General features: G+C 39.8%; 18 protein-coding genes and 1 tRNA gene. 12 read left to right on the top strand and 7 right to left on the bottom strand.

All coding sequences use genetic code 11. From position 1 onward, the window contains the following. Window positions 1–293 (bottom strand): GIY-YIG nuclease family protein (locus QZT73_RS08020; RefSeq protein ID WP_291787569.1); only part of this gene is annotated, 293 nt, incomplete at its 3' end. A gap of 65 nt (window positions 294–358) precedes the next feature. Beyond that, window positions 359–432, bottom strand: a tRNA-Ile gene (locus QZT73_RS08015). Between the two features lie 362 nt (window positions 433–794). Between QZT73_RS08015 and QZT73_RS08010 the strand changes: the two genes are divergently transcribed. The 5 genes from QZT73_RS08010 to QZT73_RS07990 all read left to right on the top strand — a co-directional run bounded on the left by QZT73_RS08010 (window position 795) and on the right by QZT73_RS07990 (window position 7927). Beyond that, window positions 795–1424: an HAD family phosphatase gene (locus QZT73_RS08010; RefSeq protein WP_291780648.1), complete on the top strand. Its 630-nt coding sequence runs from the start codon at window positions 795–797 to the stop codon at window positions 1422–1424. A 9-nt stretch (window positions 1425–1433) separates the two neighbouring features. Next, window positions 1434–2549, top strand: coding sequence for a site-2 protease family protein (locus QZT73_RS08005; protein WP_291780646.1), 1116 nt, complete (start codon window positions 1434–1436; stop codon window positions 2547–2549). Between the two features lie 132 nt (window positions 2550–2681). Further along, window positions 2682–5906: a S41 family peptidase gene (locus QZT73_RS08000; protein ID WP_291787566.1), complete on the top strand. Its 3225-nt coding sequence runs from the start codon at window positions 2682–2684 to the stop codon at window positions 5904–5906. Between the two features lie 312 nt (window positions 5907–6218). Continuing rightward, complete coding sequence (locus QZT73_RS07995; RefSeq protein ID WP_291787564.1) at window positions 6219–7118, top strand: neutral zinc metallopeptidase; 900 nt, start codon at window positions 6219–6221, stop codon at window positions 7116–7118. A 23-nt stretch (window positions 7119–7141) separates the two neighbouring features. Beyond that, entirely contained in the window at window positions 7142–7927 is a 786-nt protein-coding gene (locus tag QZT73_RS07990; RefSeq protein ID WP_291780637.1) for a PhzF family phenazine biosynthesis protein, read from the top strand. Window positions 7928–8075: 148 nt separating this feature from the next. Here QZT73_RS07990 and QZT73_RS07985 read toward each other — a convergent pair whose 3' ends face one another. Both QZT73_RS07985 and QZT73_RS07980 read right to left on the bottom strand, forming a co-directional pair. Next, window positions 8076–9155 carry a ketoacyl-ACP synthase III gene (locus QZT73_RS07985; protein ID WP_291782158.1) on the bottom strand — a complete coding sequence of 360 codons (1080 nt, stop codon included), beginning with the start codon at window positions 9153–9155 and terminating at the stop codon, window positions 8076–8078. Between the two features lie 145 nt (window positions 9156–9300). Continuing rightward, window positions 9301–9936 carry a peroxiredoxin gene (locus tag QZT73_RS07980; protein ID WP_291787561.1) on the bottom strand — a complete coding sequence of 212 codons (636 nt, stop codon included), beginning with the start codon at window positions 9934–9936 and terminating at the stop codon, window positions 9301–9303. Between the two features lie 152 nt (window positions 9937–10088). Between QZT73_RS07980 and QZT73_RS07975 the strand changes: the two genes are divergently transcribed. Then, window positions 10089–10682, top strand: a complete 594-nt coding sequence (locus tag QZT73_RS07975; protein WP_291782165.1) for a DUF6134 family protein — start codon at window positions 10089–10091, stop codon at window positions 10680–10682. A 132-nt stretch (window positions 10683–10814) separates the two neighbouring features. Here QZT73_RS07975 and QZT73_RS07970 read toward each other — a convergent pair whose 3' ends face one another. After that, the gene (locus QZT73_RS07970) at window positions 10815–12158 is read right to left on the bottom strand and encodes an amidohydrolase (protein ID WP_291782168.1); all 1344 of its coding nucleotides are present in this window, start codon (window positions 12156–12158) and stop codon (window positions 10815–10817) included. A gap of 93 nt (window positions 12159–12251) precedes the next feature. On the opposite strand from QZT73_RS07970, the gene QZT73_RS07965 reads away from it, so the two are divergent. Both QZT73_RS07965 and QZT73_RS07960 read left to right on the top strand, forming a co-directional pair. Next, window positions 12252–13214 carry an alpha/beta fold hydrolase gene (locus QZT73_RS07965; RefSeq protein WP_291782170.1) on the top strand — a complete coding sequence of 321 codons (963 nt, stop codon included), beginning with the start codon at window positions 12252–12254 and terminating at the stop codon, window positions 13212–13214. Window positions 13215–13264: 50 nt separating this feature from the next. Further along, a complete protein-coding gene (locus QZT73_RS07960) occupies window positions 13265–14122 on the top strand; it encodes a ThuA domain-containing protein (protein ID WP_291787558.1) in 858 nt (285 codons plus the stop codon). A 180-nt stretch (window positions 14123–14302) separates the two neighbouring features. On the opposite strand, the gene lhgO is transcribed toward QZT73_RS07960, so the two are convergent. After that, the gene (gene lhgO, locus QZT73_RS07955) at window positions 14303–15502 is read right to left on the bottom strand and encodes an L-2-hydroxyglutarate oxidase (protein ID WP_291779020.1); all 1200 of its coding nucleotides are present in this window, start codon (window positions 15500–15502) and stop codon (window positions 14303–14305) included. A gap of 203 nt (window positions 15503–15705) precedes the next feature. On the opposite strand from lhgO, the gene thrS reads away from it, so the two are divergent. The 4 genes from thrS (at window position 15706) to rplT (ending at window position 18957) form a co-directional block, all read left to right on the top strand. After that, complete coding sequence (gene thrS / locus QZT73_RS07950) at window positions 15706–17655, top strand: threonine--tRNA ligase (protein WP_291779017.1); 1950 nt, start codon at window positions 15706–15708, stop codon at window positions 17653–17655. Window positions 17656–17741: 86 nt separating this feature from the next. After that, window positions 17742–18293: a translation initiation factor IF-3 gene (gene infC / locus QZT73_RS07945; RefSeq protein WP_291779015.1), complete on the top strand. Its 552-nt coding sequence runs from the start codon at window positions 17742–17744 to the stop codon at window positions 18291–18293. 21 nt (window positions 18294–18314) lie between these two features. Further along, window positions 18315–18512, top strand: a complete 198-nt coding sequence (gene rpmI, locus QZT73_RS07940) for a 50S ribosomal protein L35 (RefSeq protein ID WP_291779012.1) — start codon at window positions 18315–18317, stop codon at window positions 18510–18512. A 100-nt stretch (window positions 18513–18612) separates the two neighbouring features. Beyond that, the gene (gene rplT / locus QZT73_RS07935) at window positions 18613–18957 is read left to right on the top strand and encodes a 50S ribosomal protein L20 (protein ID WP_291787556.1); all 345 of its coding nucleotides are present in this window, start codon (window positions 18613–18615) and stop codon (window positions 18955–18957) included. Window positions 18958–19050: 93 nt separating this feature from the next. On the opposite strand, the gene QZT73_RS07930 is transcribed toward rplT, so the two are convergent. Beyond that, complete coding sequence (locus QZT73_RS07930) at window positions 19051–19215, bottom strand: GIY-YIG nuclease family protein (RefSeq protein WP_291787572.1); 165 nt, start codon at window positions 19213–19215, stop codon at window positions 19051–19053. Window position 19216: the final 1 nt, after the last annotated feature.

Below are 19216 nucleotides of genomic sequence, written 5' to 3'. Positions count from 1 at the left end.
TGATTTGTTCGTTCAATTATATTTTGGAGCTTTTCTGGATCATCTTTTAAACTCCAAATAAACTTAGAGGATTTCATTTTCTTAATAAAAAGTTCAAGTTTTCTACCGTGTGAAGTACTTTTACATTCAATGAATAAAAAGATTTTCCAGTCATTCGCTTTTCGGGTAAAATTCAAGGAGGAATACTTTTTTTCAAGATGATTATTCAGACGCTCTTCAATATTCAGTGTTGTCAAACCTGTATAAAAGCGATTCAATTTTTCAGACTGAAGGATATATACAATAGTTTTCATAGAAAAAGTGGTTAGCGAATGGAACATCAAAATACAAAAAAAGCCGAGATTTTCATCTCGGCTAGTGGGCCCAGCTGGGCTCGAACCAGCGACCTCCTGATTATGAGTCAGAAGCTCTAACCAACTGAGCTATAGGCCCAATATCTAATTTTTTTTTCAGTGACCTCCTGCCCCGATACTTCAGGGGAGTCAGAAGCTCTAACCGACTGAGTCCCGATAGTTATCGGGAGCCCAAACTATTTTCAATATTTCCAGTGACCTCCTGCCCCGATACTTCGGGGGAGTCAGAAGCTCTAACCAACTGAGTCCCGATAGTTATCGGGAGCCCAAATTATTTTTAATATTCCCGGTGACTTTCTGCCCCGATACTTCGGGGGAGTCAGATACTCTAACCAACTGAGTTATAGGCCCGGCTTCTACAAAACTTTTTATTACTAAACAGCCTTGCAAATGGGACTGCAATGTTACATATTTGAATTTAAATTTACAACTTCAAAAACCATGAAAATACCACCGAACATTGATTTTTTTATATTTGATTTAGGCAATGTCATCATCGATATTGATTACGATTTCAGTATCAATGAGTTGAAAAAAATACTTCCTGAGCACAAGCATGACCTTACGGCACAATTTTTTCCTTCTCAGTTCCACAAAGATTACGAAAAAGGGGAGATCAGTTCAGAGGAATTCCGAAATGAAGTTAGACGGTTGTATAATGAAGATTGGACAGATTCCCAAATAGACCATGTTTGGAATAGTCTCTTGCGGACTATTCCCCAGGAAAGAATTGATTTGGTCCACCGTTTGAAATTCCAGTATGGAACTGGCATTTTGAGCAATACCAACGCCATTCATATTGAAAAAATGGCTGAAATTCTTCAAGATCAAAATGGTGAAAGCTCTGTATATTCACTTTGCCAAGCGGTGTTTTTAAGCCATGAAATGGGTTTGGCCAAGCCTGATTTAGCAATTTATGAGGCTGTATTGGATGAAATCAAAATACCTGGTAAAAACGTTTTATTTTTTGATGATTTGGCTGCGAATGTGGAAGGAGCAAAGAAAGCAGGGATGCAGAGTTATCAGATTACCCATCCAAGGGGTTTGGTTGAATTTTTTGGATTGATTTAATTTACCTGAATGTATAAGCCCAAAGAATACCTCATTCATATATCATTATTTTTAGTCACAATTATTACCACCACACTCGCTGGAGGAGAATGGCTGTATGGCAAGTGGCTTTTTGGTAGCGAAGGGAACGCCCTTACTTTGGAATACTTTTTGAAATCATTGCATTTTTCAATACCCTTTATTGGGATTCTTTTTGTTCATGAAATGGGGCATCTATTGACTTCTATACACCATCGTGTCAAATCGTCAATGCCATATTTTATACCTGGATGGCTAGGTTTTCTTGGTTCACTTTCTCTTGGAACTTTTGGAGCCATTATTCAAATGAAAGGTTTCATCAATAGCAGAAGAAAGTTTTTCGACATAGGAGTTGCAGGCCCTCTTGCTGGGTTTATTGTTGCTTTTTTCGTTCTTTGGTATGGTTTTACCCAACTTCCAGAAGCAGACTACATTTATGAAATTCACCCAGAATACCTTGATCCTGATTTCAAAGGAAAGGCAGAAGAAGAGGGGTACATCAATCTGAGATTAGGATATAACCTGCTTTTTTATATCATGGAAAATACCTTGGCCGAGCCCGAAAAAATGCCTGATATGTACGAGGTGATCCATTTCCCTTATTTATTTGCAGGCTATTTGGCTTTGTTTTTTACCGCATTGAACCTGCTTCCTATAGGCCAACTTGACGGTGGACATGTTATTTTTGGATTGTTCCCTAAGCATCACTCCAAAATTTCTTTGGTCTTTTTTACAGCATTTGTTTTTTATGCAGGTCTTGGCATTATCAATCCTTACCAGGATATCAGCCAGTTGCTGATTAGGATTCCCTTATACATAGGGTTTTTATATATCATTTACAGGAAAGCCCGCCTTCCTAATGACAGTAAATGGGCCCTCATTTTATTGATTGCGGCAGTTCAATATGGCCTTACTTTTTTATTCCCGACATTGGAAGGATATTCAGGCTGGTTACTTTTTGCCTTTTTACTGGGACGTGTGATGGGTATAGACCATCCTGAGGTAAGCGGGACAAGAGAAATGAATCGGCAAAGAAAGGTAATCGCTTGGTTGGCGATTCTGATTTTTTTGCTGTGTTTTACCCCTCAACCTTTTATTTTTGAATAAAATTCGGTTTATCTATTACAAAACTAATCATTGGATCAAGCCAATGGCCACCATTGGTTTCCTGTAGTCAATTTTTATCGTGCAGCTCTGAAGTTTTTTGGTATTTTTGAGGCTAAAATTCAGATTGAAACTATGCAATTGATAAAATCTTGTTTGACTGTTTTCTTATTTACGGTATTTACTGTTAGCTGGGCAAATAATGCCCCTAAATGGTTAAGGTATCCTGCTATTTCACCGGATGGTACCCAAATTGTATTTACCTTCAAAGGTGACCTTTTCAAGCTCCCAACCACAGGAGGAAGGGCCACACAACTTACTTTTCATGAAGCCCATGATTTTATGCCTGTTTGGAGTAAGGATGGTAATAAAATTGCCTTTGCCTCTGACAGGTATGGTAATTTTGATGTCTTCGTCATGGATGCCGATGGGGGGAATGCGAACAGGTTGACCTATCATTCCAATGATGAAATGCCCTACAGCTTTTCGGCGGATGATCAATATGTGATCTTTGGCGGCATGCGTCAGGATTTGGCCGAGCATAGACAATATCCCACTTCATCTCAACCAGAACTCTACAAAGCGCCTGTAAAAGGAGGAAGAGTAGACCAGATATGGACCATCCCAGCAGAATATGTTCAGGTCAGTAAGGATGGTAAAAAAATGGTATATCAAGATAAAAAAGGTGGTGAAAACGAATGGAGAAAAAAGCATCAGTCTGCTATCGCTAGAGATATTTGGCTCTATGATGAGGAGACCCACACCCACACCCAACTTACCAAATTTTATGGTGAAGATAGGAATCCTGTTTTCTCTCCAGATGAAAATTCCATTTATTACCTCAGTGAGGCCAATGGTACTTTCAATGTATACAAAATGGGACTCTCAAATCCGGATCAAAGCAAGGCACTCACAGAACTTGAAAACTTTCCTGTCAGGTTTTTAACCATAGCTGATAATGGCATGATGAGTTTTTCCTATGATGGAGAAATTTACACTTTGGTAGAGGGAGAAAAGCCTGAAAAGATTCCCATAGAAATTATTACCCAGGGTATCAAAAATTCTGATAGCTTCATCAGTATCAATGGTGGGGTCAGGGAAATGTCTATATCACCTGATGGAAAAGAAATCGCATTCATTGCCAGGGGGGAAGTTTTTGTGACTTCGGTGGATGGTGCCATGACCAAGCGCATTACCAATACGCCACAGCAGGAACGTTTTGTACAGTTTGCACCGGATGGTAAATCCATTCTCTATGCATCAGAAAGAGATGGCAGATGGCAGATTTTTCAGGCCAAAAAGGTAAGAGAAGCAGAGGAAGCTTTCTTTTTTGCCAGCACGCTGTTAAAAGAAGAAGTTCTGGTGGGTAATGAGCATGATAATTACTTACCAGATTTATCTCCCGACGGAAAAAAATTGGCTTATGTGGAAGGAAGGCGTACATTAAAAGTAATGGATTTGGCCAGTAAATCCACGGTGACATTAATGACCCCAGATGAGTTTTTCCATATGCAGGATGGAGACAAATATTTCACTTGGAGTCCAGATAGCAAGTGGTTGTTGGTAGAATATAGGCCTACGATGGCCAACGGAGAGGTGGTGCTTTTGGATGCTACGGGAATAAGACCGATGGAAAACCTTACCAAGAGCGGTTATGGAGACAGCAGGCCTAAATGGGTTAATTCGGGTAAACAAATGATCTGGTTCAGCAATAGAGATGGTCTGAAGAGTTTTGCTACCAGTGGAGGATCCCAAAACGACGTCTTTGCTTTATTCTTTAGTAAAGCAGCTTATGAGAGGTTCCAATTGAGCAAAGAGGATTTTGATCTGCTCAAGGAAATTGAAAAAGCCGCAAAAAATGGTGAAGAAAAGAAAGAAGATAAAATAGAGGACAAGAAAGTAGAAGATCTTAAAATTGATTGGGAAGATCTTAGGGAGAGAAAGGCCAAGTTGACGATTCATTCTTCGAGTTTGGGAGATGCTGTTTTGGATAAAGAAGGGGAGAAATTGTTTTATTTGGCCAGGTTTGAGAAGGGCTTTAACTTATGGAGTACAGACCTACGTTCCAAAGAAACTAAAATGGAGCTGAAATTGGATGCCGGTTTTGGTCGATTGGAATGGGATAAAGAGATGAAAAACCTTTATTTATTGGCTGATGGCAGCATTTCCAAAATAAGCAACGATGGCAGCAAGAGGGATAATATCAAGATTGCCGGAGAAATGACTTTGGATACGGATGAGGAAAGAATGCATATGTTTGAGCATATCAAAATCAGGACAAAGGGGGCTTTTTATACCTCGGATTTCCATGGAGTGGATTGGGATACGCTCACTGCGTCTTATCAAAAGTACCTCCCTTCTATTGGAAACAGTTATGAGTTTGCTGAAATGATTTCTGAAATGATAGGAGAACTCAATGTTTCCCATGCAGGGGCGAGATTCAGTAGAAGTATTCCTCAGGCAGATGCAACCGCCTCTTTGGGCATTTTTATGGATTATGGCCACCAATCCGAGGGAATAAAAATAGCAGAAATCATCAAAGGCGGCCCCTTGGACAAGTCAGGTCTGGATCTTTCAGCTGGTATGGTGATTGAAAGAATTGATGGAGAGCTTATTGGTTTGGATAAAGATGTGGCAAGATTCCTAAATAGAAAAGCAGATAAATTTACTTTATTGGAAGTCTTAGATCCAAAAACGAGTCTCCGTAAACAAGTAACTGTTAAACCGATCACGCTGGCACAGGAAAACCAATTGCTTTACAAAAGATGGGTCAAGAAGAACCAGGAAGAAGTAGAAAAACTCAGTGAGGGGAAATTGGGATATGTACATATACCGGGGATGTCTGATGGACCCTACAGGACTACTTATGAAGAAATGATGGGCAAATTCCATGACCGTGAAGGCGTAATTGTAGATACCCGCTTTAATGGGGGAGGAGATTTGGTGGCAGATTTGGCTATGTTCTTTACAGGAGAGAAATTCATTACGTACGCCACCGAGGATAGGGATGTGGGATATGAACCTACTTTCCGATGGACCAAACCCACCTTGGCTATGTTCAATGAAGGCAACTATTCTGATGGACATTGTTTTGCCTGCGGCTATACAGATCTGAGAATCGGTAAGACTGTAGGGATGCCTACACCCGGTACCTGCTCTTTTGCCGGATGGGAATTGTTGCCTGATGGAGGAAGATGGGGGATTGTGCCCATTTCAGCCAAGAATAAGGCGGGGGAATGGATGGAAAATAATGAAACCAAGCCTCAGTTTCAGATAAAGAACATGCCAGGAAAAATCGATCAGGGCGTAGATCAACAATTGGAAAAAGCGGTGGAAGAATTGTTGAAGGATGTGAAATAAGCATTTCTTCCAAAAGGTATTTTAATCCGAAAAATGCATTAAAAAAATTTCTATTAGGTAAATCAGCTGCTTCAAAATCAAACGCTACATACATTTAACTCCTTTGCCAACCGGTAGGTAAGGGATGGCGAAGGAGTTAAATACTTGCTTTACGTGCATTTTCTGCCCCAAAAGGAAACCTAATGCTTGGTTCGGGTCGAAAAGTTTGATTGCTAAATAAATTGATTGTCAGGTTTTTTCTTTGATCCAGTATTTTGAGCTTGATTAATTTCCCTAAATTCATCTCAGTTTTAATTTTTATTTGAAAGTCACATGAAATGGCAAGGAAGAAAAAAAAGCAGCAATATTGAAGACCGAAGAGGTCAGCATCCTCAAAACTTTGGCGGAGGAGGAATTAACCCTCTTTTATTGGGGCCATTACTTAAAATCCTATTCTCAAAAACAGGGTTAGTCATCGTTGGAGTATTGCTTTTGTTCAGTTTTTTGACTGGGACCAACCCTCTTTCTCTTATAGCCCAATTTACAGGCGGTGGTAATCTTACTTCTTCGGTATCAGCTCCTTATCAACCTACAGCTGAGGAAGAGCGAATGGCTGAGTTTACAGCCGTTGTTCTGGCTGACACAGAGGATGTTTGGAACCAATTGATGCCTGGATATAGAGAACCAATTTTGGTATTATTCTCCGGTCAGGTAAATTCAGCCTGTGGATTTGCTTCAGCAGCCTCAGGACCTTTTTATTGTCCGGCAGATGAGAAAGTGTATATAGATTTAAGTTTTTTTAGAGACATGGGTAAAAAACTCGGAGCGCATGGAGAATTTGCATGGGCCTATGTCATTGCCCATGAAGTGGGACACCATGTTCAAAAATTAAACGGAACCTTGGCTCAGGTGCAGTCTAAGCGCGGCAAAATACCGGAAGCAGAATACAACCGATTGATGGTAAGATTAGAGTTACAGGCGGATTTTTATGCAGGCCTATGGGCGCATCATACCCATCGGATCAAAGGCGTATTAGAACCTGGAGACCTGGAAGAGGCTTTGAATGCTGCAGCCTCAGTAGGTGATGACAGGTTGCAACAAAAAGCTACAGGGAGAATTATTCCAGACTCTTTTACCCATGGCACCTCTGAACAACGCGCGCGTTGGTTCAAAAGGGGGTTTGATTTTGGTGATATGGATATGGGAGATACCTTTAATGCCAGTAAATTATAAATAGCTAAAAAGGTTAATTATTCATGGAGTTAAAAATATATCAAGTAGACGCTTTTACAGATAAAGTATTTGGAGGGAACCCTGCAGCTGTAGTTCCATTAACCCAATGGCTTCCTGATGATGTCCTTCAAATAATTGCCAGGGAGAACAATCTTTCTGAAACAGCTTTTTATATCAAAGAAGGGGAAAGGTATTTGTTGCGTTGGTTTACACCAACTGTTGAAGTGGACCTTTGTGGACATGCAACCTTGGCTACTGCCCATGTTTTATTTCAGCATGAAGGCTTTGAGGGAAATGTTATTACTTTTTACTCCCAGCGATCTGGAAAATTGATAGTTTCCAAGGAGGCAGATGATTTAATACTGGACTTTCCAGTGGATGATGTCAAAGAAATTCAACTAACCTCTGATTTGCTGGATTGCTTTCAACCTTCTGCGCAAAAGGCTTTTAAAGGAAAGTCTGACGTCGTATTGGTTTTTGAAAAAGAGGAAGATATCAGCTCGCTTCAATTTGACCTTTCCAAGATTGCCTGTATTCCCGCTAGAGGGGTCATAGCAACAGCTCCAGGGCAATCCGTGGATTTTGTGTCCCGTTTTTTCGGACCTCAAGTAGGAGTTCCCGAAGACCCGGTTACCGGTTCTGCCCACACCACCCTTATTCCAATTTGGGCAGAGAAATTGGGGAAAACGATCCTTACTGCGAAGCAATTGTCCGAAAGAGGTGGTAAGCTCAATTGTAAACTGCAAGGTGATAGGGTGGCTATTGGTGGAAAAGCGGTAACCTATTTGGTAGGGAGGATTTTTGTGTAAGTTTAGGCTTAAAAAATTTGTACCAAGTACTATTAACCTTGTACCATGTGTCATGTACCAAGTAACGACAATAGCTTTAATGTCATAATAGGTACAGATTACAGGGTACATACATGGTACTTTGTACTTCGTACTTGGTACACAATAATTAAGGCACCTTATATACAAATGCATTCACATTCATCCCAGCACCGACGGAGGCAAATACCAAATAATCTCCATGATGAAATTCGTGTCCCTGTAATTCACCTCTAACAATCATATCATACAAGATGGGTACTGTAGCGACAGAATTGTTGCCCAATTTGGATATGGTCATAGGCATCACTTCTTGAGATTGGATATCATTAGCTCCAAATAACTTGAAAACCCTTTGGATAATGGCTTCATCCATTTTGGCATTGGCCTGATGAATGAGTAATTTTTTGATATCATGGATGCCAATTCCAGCTTTTTGAATGGTTTCTGTGACCAATTTAGGTACTGTATTTAAAGCGTATTCGTATAACTTTCTACCATTCATTTTCATGAAAAGTGTATTGTCCTCAAACTGGGGATGATAAGAAATGTCCATTTTTAGAAAATGGGCTTCAGAGAAAGTATCTGACCGAGTTTTGTGACAAATCAGGCCAAGAGGTTGGTCGCTTTCTCTGGATTCGACTATTACAGCCCCTGCGCCATCTGAATAAATCATACTATCAATATCGTGCGGATCCGCTATGCGGGATAGGCTTTCTGCACCAATGACCATTACCTTTTTGGCATCACCTGATTTGATAAAATAATCTGCCTGAATGATTCCTTGCACCCATCCCGGACAACCGAATGGTAAATCATAAGCAACACAATCAGGGTTTTGGATTTTTAAAAGATGTTTGACTCTTGATGCCAAAGCTGGTACAAGGTCAGATTTTATATTATTGTGTAAGATATCGCCAAAATTGTGGGCCACTATGATGTAATCTAGCGTTTCGGGGTCTATCCCTGCTGATTCAATTGCTTTTTGAGCTGCGAAGTACCCCATATCAGAGGTGTTGAATTCAGGACTTAGATACCTTCTTTCATGAATATCCGTGATTTCCTGGAATTTCCGGACAATTTCCTCATTCGACTTAGGGATCCTTTCTCCTTTTTCATTAACGAAATTTCGTTTTAGAAAATCTTCATTTTTCACCACTATGTCTGGAATATATTTTCCGGATCCAGTAATAACAGAATAAATACGCATACCTATAGAAATAGCTAGGATGATTGTTTGGTCTTAGCTCGAAAAGTATAAAAAAGTATTGATAAGCAATAAAAAAATGAAAGAAAGTTGTACTTAAAATGAAAGCACCTGCAATTTGAGAGTATTGCAGGTGTTTTTTGAACAACTATATATTGGGTTGAGGAGTAGACCTAAGATATGGTTTGATCACTTTATGTCCTTTTGGAAATTTTGAAGAGATATCTTCATTTTTAATGCTAGGGGCTATGACAACATCCTCACCTTGTTTCCAATTGGCAGGAGTGGCAACGGAATAGTCAGCTGTCAATTGTAAGGAGTCAATTACCCTTAACAATTCATCAAAATTTCTTCCCGTACTTGCCGGATAGGTAATGATCAATTTTATCTTCCTATCGTCACCAATCACAAATACCGACCGAACCGTAAAGTTTTCACTTGCGTTTGGGTGGATCATATCATAGAGTTGGGATATTTTCCTGTCTTTGTCAGCAATCAAAGGAAAGTTAACCTGTGTAGCCTGTGTTTCGTTGATATCCTTGATCCAACCTTCATGATCGGCCAAACCATCTACACTCAGTGCCAATACCTTTACATTTCTCTTATCAAATTCAGATTTCAATTTTGCCACTGTACCTAGTTCAGTGGTACATACCGGAGTATAGTCTGCCGGATGGGAGAATAATATCCCCCAATTTTCTCCCAAATACTCATGGAAATTGATTTCTCCTTCAGTGGTTACCGCTGTAAAATCCGGTGCAATGTCTCCTAATCTTAATGTCATTATTTTGAATTTAATAGTCTATAAATATTATAGGTTAAGTATGTAATTAAACGATATCTTTTGGATTTTGTTTGTTAAATCTGAGGGTAAAATGCCATAATGCTAGTTTGCTTTGGGTACTTTTGTTTATATATATCAGTTGAGGATTTGTTATGCGTAAAAAATTGGGAATATCGATCATTATTTTCTTTATGAAAATGTCAGGAGTAGAGGCACAGGAAATCATTAAGTATGATGTTTCCATTGCTGGAATAACTATAGGTGAAATGGTCGCCAAAAAAGAAAGGAAAGGAACGGAGATCCAATATGAGTTAAAAAGTCAGGTAAGTTTTTGGTTTTTTGGTAAAATTAATTTGGATTACCTAACGCGTGCCGTATTCCAAGGAAAACAACTTATGCATGCCAAAATGACCTCAAAAACGAATAGGGGAGACTTTGAAAGTAATATCCAATGGAAGGGGGAGCAATATGAAATCCAGTCCATCAATTATAAACATGAATTGGACACAGTTATACAAAGGCCTTTTCATTACAGTGCTGCGGTCTTTTATTTTGAGGAACCTACACAAGCCAAAGAGTTCTTAGCAGAGGCTTATGGCCTACCTTCTTCTATCCAAAAGGTAAAAGACTATTATGAAGTGAATGTCAATGGCAACAAAAATAGGTTTTATTACAAGGACGGTGAATTGGACAAAGCCGTTATGGAATTTCCCATTAAAAATTACGTAGTCAAAAGAAAGAAATAAAAAAAGGACAACACCTATTGTCCTTCTTTTAGACTATGTATACCTATGAAGAAAATTTACACTTCAAAAGTAGATGAAAAATTGGGTGTTGAGGTTACCTTAAAGTAAAGCTTTCTTCAACATGTGATGATGTTATTTTTTATCATCGAGCATTACTTCACGATTCTTTAATATATCCATAGCAAATATCCCCATAGCTTTAACCCCTGTTCGTATTGTGGGTTCAGGTATTGGGGCAAAATATGGACTGTGCAAACCTGGAATATCCAAGTTCTCTTTTCTTGCTTTTTCTAAAAATACTGGATCATTGGCCCCCAAATAAAACATGCTAATAGGGATTTGCCTTTCCTGCAAACCAAAACGGCTGAAATCCTCCCCAATCATTTGGGCTTCTACTTCCACCACTTTATCTTCTCCCATATTTTTTTTGAAAACGCTGACCATTTTTTCGGTCAATTGATCATCATTGATCAATGCAGGAGTATGAGGCTCCCTGATCCAGTAGCTGGGCATTTTACTTTCAGAAAGTCCAGCGGCTTTGGCATAGAATTCACTGATTCTTTTGACACTGCTGATCAGTTCCTCTCTAGTCTCCGGAGAATAAGACCGCAGGGTAAGTTGCATGGTCACCGCATCAGGTATGATGTTATGGACAGTGCCTCCATGAATGGAACCTACGGTCACTACAGCAGGTTCGGTAGGAGCCAGCCTTCTACTTACAATGGTTTGATAAGCCTGGATCATCTGGGCACTCAATACGATGGGATCTATGCCTTTATGTGGCGCAGCCCCATGCGCTCCTTCGCCATATACCGTTACGTTCATCATGTCCACTCCAGCCATCAGTGGTCCTGCTTTATACCCTAAGGTACCGGCAGGTAAAAAAGGATCATCATGAAGGGCAATAGCATAATCCGGATGTGGAAATCTTTCATAAAGTCCATCATTGAGCATATTCCATGCACCCATGCCATTCTCTTCAGCAGGTTGGCCGACCATCATCAAGGTTCCACGCCAACTGTCTTTGTATTCCATCATTAATTTCGCGGTGCCTATAAAGACGGACATGTGAATGTCATGCCCACAAGAATGGGCGATATAGGTTTCCTTGCCATCGTTGCCAATTCCTTTTTTGGTGGAGGCATAGGGAAGTCCTGTCTTTTCCTCCATGGGTAGGGCATCCATATCAGTTCTGATCAAAAGTACCGGTCCAGGGCCGTTTTTCAGTAGGCCTACTACACCATAGCCACCGATACCTTCAGTGACTTCATAGCCTATATTTTTCAATTCCAGGGCAATTCTGGCGGCCGTTTCTTTCTCTTGTAAAGAAAGTTCAGGGTTTTGGTGCAGGTGTTTGTATAAGGCATCAAGTTCTGGGTATATTTTTTCAACGAAATCATCGACGGTCTGGGCCATTGTGGTGTGCTGGAAGCTAATTAATGCGGCTATAATCAGTATCGTGAACTTGTTCTTCATGTGAATAATGTATATTTTATGATATTCAAATAAAAGAAATAATTCCCTGAATGAAGATATGTTTTATTTTTGAGGTGGAATAAAAAACACAAAATGCCCCTGATCAAAACATCCACGTACAAGAATCCACCTTTATTGCTTTTTAATGGGCATTTGGAAACCATCGTTCCCAGTATTTTCCGCAAAATAGAGGATGTGAATTATAAAAGGGAAAGGATTGACACTCCTGATGGCGATTTTTTGGACCTAGACTGGTCTAAAGTGGGGTCAGAGAAATTACTGATCGTCTCACACGGATTGGAAGGTAGTTCCGAAAGGCACTATGCCAAGGCTTTGGCCAAGCTTTTCAATCAACAGGGCTTTGATGTCCTGGCATGGAACAATAGGTCTTGTAGCGGTGAGATGAACCAAAGACCGGTATTGTACCATCACGGGGCTTCCTACGATTTGGAGACAGTCATGGAGCATGTAGAAAGATCCCAGACTTATAGGGAGTATTACCTAGTGGGTATCAGTATGGGAGGGGCACAGACTTTGAAATATTTGGGAGAAAAAGGACTTGACCTGAATCCCAAAATCAAAAAAGCCGCTGTTTATTCTACCCCTTGTAACCTACCTGATTCGGCGGCTACCTTGAGGTGGCGCAAAAATGCTTTTTATAAGAAGCGGTTTTTAGACAAACTGAAAGCAAAAATGCAAATCAAGGGAGAACAGTTTCCAGGGTTGGTGGATTTGGATTTGCTACAAAGTGTAAAGGATTTTGATACTTTCGATACCCATTTCACTGCCAAAATCCATGGGTTTAAGGATGCCGGGGATTTTTACCATTCCGTCTCTGCAGACCAATGGATGCCTAACATTCAGATTCCTACCTTGATAATAAATGCACTCAATGACCCTTTGTTGTATGACCGATGTTTTCCTGTTAAAATAGCAGAAAAATCCGACCATATTTTTTTAGAAATGCCCAAAAGGGGAGGACACACGGGTTTTCAAGTCAAAGGAGAGGAATTTACGTGGTCAGAGATGAGGTTTTTAGAGTTTTTGAAAAATTGAAACATTGGTTTAATTTTTATAATTTACACAAAAAAATATCATAGTATCTCATGAAAAAATTCATAAAAATTTTCGCCTGGGCAGTTTTTTCAACATTTATTATATTAGTTTTTATTGGTAGTTTCTTGATTTATAAAGTAAAATATGGTTTTCCTGTAAGGTTTGAGACCGTTATGCCTGACATTGAATTTCCAACAGATAGAAAAGTTAATGTGCTTTTGTTTTCAAAAACAACAGGGTTTAGGCATGATGCCTCGATTGATGCGGGGAAGGAAGCTTTTGCAGTAATGGCTGTAAAAGATGATTGGTTTCTCTATGAAACCGAGTCGGGGGGTGTCTTTAATGAGGAGCAACTTTCCAAATTTGATGTAGTCATTTTTAATAATTCTACTGGTAGGGTGCTAAATGATAAGCAGCAACAAGTATTGGAGAATTATGTTGAGAATGGGGGGATGCTTTTGGGGATACACGGTGCTGGTGATGATTCGCATAGATGGGAATGGTATGAGCAAAACTTAATAGGTGCTAAATTCTCCCATCATCCTATAAAAAATCAAATTCAGGAAACTGATTTGTATTTAGAAGCTGATATAAGCCCTTCATTGAAGAAGGATTTGCCAGATACTTGGACGCATGCTGATGAATGGTATGTTTTTTTCAGTAATCCAAGAATTCAAGGTTTTAGGATAATTTATAGAATTGATGGGGAAAAAATTGATCCCAATGGAAATTTCTTTTTGATCAGGAATAAAAACTTTGGAATGGGAAAAGACCATCCTGTCGCATGGTATAAAAATATAGGAAAAGGAAAAACGTTCTATACTTCTATAGGCCATGATGCGTCTGCCTGGGAACATGATGCTTTTATACAGATGCTGGAAAATGCCGTTAAATGGTCAGTGGAATAGAAAGGTTTTAAGGACATTTCCAACCTTCAATGTAATGTGTTTTTTATCAATTCCTGCTTGATTTAGAATAGCTAAAAAAGTTCCTTTTTTAAATCTTTGCTACCATGCACAGGTACTATGATGGTTTTATTTGTTGTGGAATTAAAACTTTTGTTTTGCAGGATTTCATTTTTAAACCAGTCAAAAACGCTTCAACACCAAATCACTCACTGTTTCTCCTATAGCCAATGAACTGGTAGCAGCAGGAGAGGGGGCGTTGAGGACGTTGACGGCATTTTCATTTTCCCGGATACAGAAATCATCCAATAATCCACCTGTCTTGTCACAGGCCTGGGCCCTGACACCGGCACCGCCATCCACCAAATCGGACTCTTTGATATCCGGGATCAATTCCTGTAAGGCCTCCGTAAAAGCCTTCTTCGAAAAGGAACGGAACAATTCCCCCATGCCGGTTTTCCAATATTTTGAGGCTACCTTCTGGAATCCAGGCCAAGCCAAAGTTTCGCTCAATTCGGCTAAATTGACCTGAGAACGTTTGTAACCCTCTCTTTTAAAAGCCAAAACCGCATTTGGACCTGCTTCAACTCCCCCTTTCATCATTCGGGTAAAGTGAACGCCCAAGAAAGGGAAATTGGGGTCAGGTACCGGATAGATCAGATTTTTGACCAAATATTCCCGTTCCTTTTTGATTTTATAATATTCCCCTCTGAAGGGGATAATGCGGACATCGATGGGCTCATCCTGTGTCATTTGGGCAATTTTGTCTGAATACAAACCTGCACAGTTGACCACAAGTTGGGAAGCAAATTCCTGATGCTGGGTTCGGATATAAGAAACCCCATTCAAGGTCTTAATGCCTTTTACAGTCTTATTCAGGAAAATTTCACCTCCAAGGGATTCAAATTTTTTGGCGTAATGTTGGGCTACCACTTTGTAATCCACAATACCTGTTTGGGGCACATGAAAAGCGGCCACACCTACACAGTAAGGCTCATATTCCTTGAGCTCATCCAAGGTAATCTTTTTTGTACCCTCCAATCCATTCTGCAGGGCCCTGTCATACAGTCCATTGAGGATAGGGATTTGCTCTGGCTTGGTGGCCACCACCACTTTACCAGTCAATTCGTAGGGAATATTTTCTTCATCACAGAACCGGATAAGTTCATGATATCCATTGATGCAATTGATGGCTTTGAGCGACCCTGGTTTGTAATAGAGTCCAGAATGGATGACTCCTGAGTTGTTGCCGGTCTGATGTTTGGCTACTTCTTCCTCTTTCTCCAATATGGCCACTTTAAGCTCTTGGTTTTTTTGTTTTATTTTTAATCCGGTAGCGAGACCAACAATCCCTCCGCCAATGATAATGATGTCGTATTTCATGCACTATTAAGCTTTGGACAAATATAAGGCTGTTTTGTGATTTCATGGTTTTAATCCTCTTGGAAATGAAAAATTGAAATCAAAAGTTTATAAAACCAGATCAAATTGGGTTTGGTCTTTTTTTAGCGCTTTTGAATTCCCATATTTGCAGCTTTAAAGCATCTGTTTGTAAAGGTGCCATGTTTCATTTATCAAAATATTAAATGTTTAACCAACAAATCAAGATTACCCTTCCTGACGGTTCGGTCAGGGATTATGAAAAAGGAGTTTCAGGGCTACAGATTGCACTTAGTATCAGCGAGGGTTTGGCCAGAAACGTACTTGCAGCAAAAGTAAATGGAGAGGTTTGGGATGCTGCCCGCGCTATTCATCAGGATGCTAGTGTACAGCTTTTGACCTGGAATGATGCAGAAGGGAAAAACACCTTTTGGCATTCCTCAGCACATTTGATGGCAGAAGCGTTAGAGGCGCTTTACCCAGGAATTAAATTGGGTATAGGACCACCTATTGAAAACGGATTCTATTATGATGTCGATTTTGGAGACAAATCATTGGATGGTGCTGAATTGGAGAAGATAGAGGCCAAAATGATGGAATTGGCCAGGCAAAAGAACGAATATATCCGAAAAGAGATCTCTAAAAAAGATGCCATATCTTATTTTATCGAAAAGGGAGATGAATACAAATTGGACCTTATCGATGGTCTGGAAGATGGTTCCATCACTTTTTATGAGCAGGGTAATTTTGTTGATCTTTGTCGAGGACCTCATATTCCCAACACAGGTTTTATCAAAGCGGCCAAGCTATTGAACATTGCAGGTGCTTACTGGAGAGGGGATGAGAAAAATAAAATGCTGACCCGTATTTACGGAATCACCTTCCCGAAGGCCAAGGAATTACAGGAATACCTTCACATGCTGGAAGAGGCCAAGAAGCGTGACCATAGAAAATTGGGTAGAGAACTGGAATTATTTACTTTTTCTGAAAAGGTAGGTATGGGGCTTCCTTTGTGGTTGCCGAAAGGAACCTTGTTAAGAGAGCGTTTGGTCAATTTTATGAAGAGGGCACAGGATAAATCAGGTTACCAGCAAGTGGTTACTCCTCATATTGGACATAAAGCTTTGTATGAAACCTCCGGACATTACGAGAAGTATGGAAAAGATTCTTTTCAGCCCATAGCCACTCCAAATGAAGGGGAGGAGTTTCTACTGAAACCCATGAACTGTCCTCATCACTGCGAGATTTATAAGCATAAACCAAGGTCTTATAAGGATCTTCCGATCCGTTATGCTGAATTTGGTACAGTTTATAGGTATGAGCAAAGCGGGGAACTGCATGGTTTGACCAGAGTCAGGGGCTTTACACAGGATGATGCCCACATTTTTTGTAGACCGGATCAGGTTAAGGAAGAATTTATAAAGGTGATAGATTTGGTTCTTTACGTTTTCAAGGCTTTGGGTTTTGAAGATTTTACTGCCCAGATTTCTTTGAGAGATCCCGAAAACAGGGAAAAATACATTGGAACAGATGAGGCTTGGGACAAAGCAGAGTCTGCCATCATTGAAGCTGCTGGTGAGAGAGGATTGGAAACGGTCACCGAATTGGGTGAAGCCGCTTTTTACGGTCCTAAGCTGGATTTCATGGTAAAGGATGCTTTGGGTAGGAAATGGCAGTTAGGGACCATTCAAGTAGATTATAATCTGCCGGAGCGCTTCCAGTTGGAATATATTGGTTCGGACAATCAAAAGCACAGACCAGTAATGATACACAGAGCACCTTTTGGCTCTTTGGAAAGGTTCGTTGCTGTCTTGATTGAGCACTGTGCAGGAAATTTTCCCTTATGGTTATCTCCTGATCAAGTGATTATTCTCCCTATATCCGAAAAATATGTAAATTATGCAGAGGATATAAAATCTTTATTAGAAGATCATGATATTATGGGGTCTATTGATAATCGAGATGAAAAAATTGGGCGTAAAATCAGGGATGCAGAGGTGAAGAAGATTCCGTTTATGTTGATAGTGGGAGAAAAAGAGCAGGATGAAAATCGGGTTTCTGTGAGAAAACACGGAGAGGGGGATATAGGCAGCTTGAGTGTATCTGACTTTGTTGCGCATTTTCAGGGCATTATCAATAATTCACTGGCGAAATAAATTTATTGTGAAAAACCCTCAGATTTTTAAAATCTGAAATTTATTTCGATATTTGCAGGCAATTTCATTAAAACAACCATAAAATTTTGAGAGGAAGAACACCGTTTAGACAGAGACAAGAAGAACCTTACAAAGTCAATGAAAAAATCAGAGCGAGAGAAGTAAGGGTTGTAGGAGATTTCGTGGAAGGTGGCAATGCAGTACTTCCGACATCCCAAGCACTGAAAATAGCGCAAGAAAATGATCTTGATCTTGTAGAGATTTCACCTAATGCCAGTCCGCCTGTCTGTAAGGTTATAGACTACGCTAAGTTCAAGTACGAGCAGAAAAAGAAGCAGAAGGAGATCAAAGCCAACGCTTCGAAGACTGTTTTGAAGGAGATAAGATTTGGTCCTAATACAGATGACCATGATTTCAACTTTAAATTGAAACATGCTATTAACTTTCTTAAAGAAGGTGCAAAGGTTAAGGCTTACGTGCACTTTGTCGGAAGGTCTATCGTCTTCAAGGAAAGAGGTGAGATGTTATTATTGAAATTTGCGCAGGAGTTGGAAGAATATGCTCAGGTAGAGCAACTTCCTAAATTGGAAGGAAAGCGTATGTTTTTGTTCCTAGCTCCAAAGGCTTCAAAGAAATAATTTCAACAAACAAATACAGTTATGCCAAAAGTAAAAACTAAATCAAGTGCTAAAAAAAGGTTCAAGTTAACAGGAACCGGTAAAATCAGAAGAAAGCACGCTTACAAGAGTCACATTTTGACCAAGAAATCTACCAAGAGAAAGAGAAATCTAACTCAGATGGGTATCGTTCATGAGTCTGATGAAGGACGGGTTAAAGCCATGCTTAGGATCGGATAATTCTGATTCAGAATTTCTTAATTTATTAAGGTTTATTTATTCACCAGACGCTGAGGTAAAAAAGTCCGAGAGGCACCTAGGGTCAAAAAATTAAAACATTATGCCAAGATCAGTAAATGCAGTTGCTTCAAGAGCAAGAAGAAAAAAAGTACTTAAAGCAACAAAAGGCTACTTCGGAAGAGGAAAAAACGTTTGGACAGTAGCCAAAAATAAGTATGAAAAAGGTTTACAATACGCTTACAGAGACAGAAAAGCGAAGAAAAGGGAATTCAGAGCTTTATGGATTCAGCGTATCAATGCAGGTGCCAGACAATTTGGTATTTCGTATTCACAATTTATGGGAATGTTGAAAAAAGGCGACATCGAATTGAACAGAAAAGTTCTTGCGGATTTGGCTATGAATCATCCCGAGGCATTCAAAGCTGTAGTTGAAAAAGTAAAGTAAGATGGCAAGCTTACTTTAGTCTAAAAGCCCCGCAATAGCGGGGCTTTTTTTGTTCCGATATTTTTCTTAAACATTAATACGGTATCTCAATTTTTAGTATATTACAAAAAGTAGATAAAAACTTAGATTAAATGAATTCCAAGGTCTGTATCTGAGAGTGAATCCCTTAGTGGATTTGGAGTTGTGGAACTTGAACCTGGTAATGAGGTCAGAGGTCATACCGGTGTAGAGTTTGTTAGCGGAAAAAGAATAGAGCACG

It is taken from the genome of Cecembia sp. (assembly GCF_007126775.1).
GTDB lineage: Bacteria > Bacteroidota > Bacteroidia > Cytophagales > Cyclobacteriaceae > Cecembia.
This window is presented reverse-complemented; position numbering and strand designations above follow the sequence as displayed.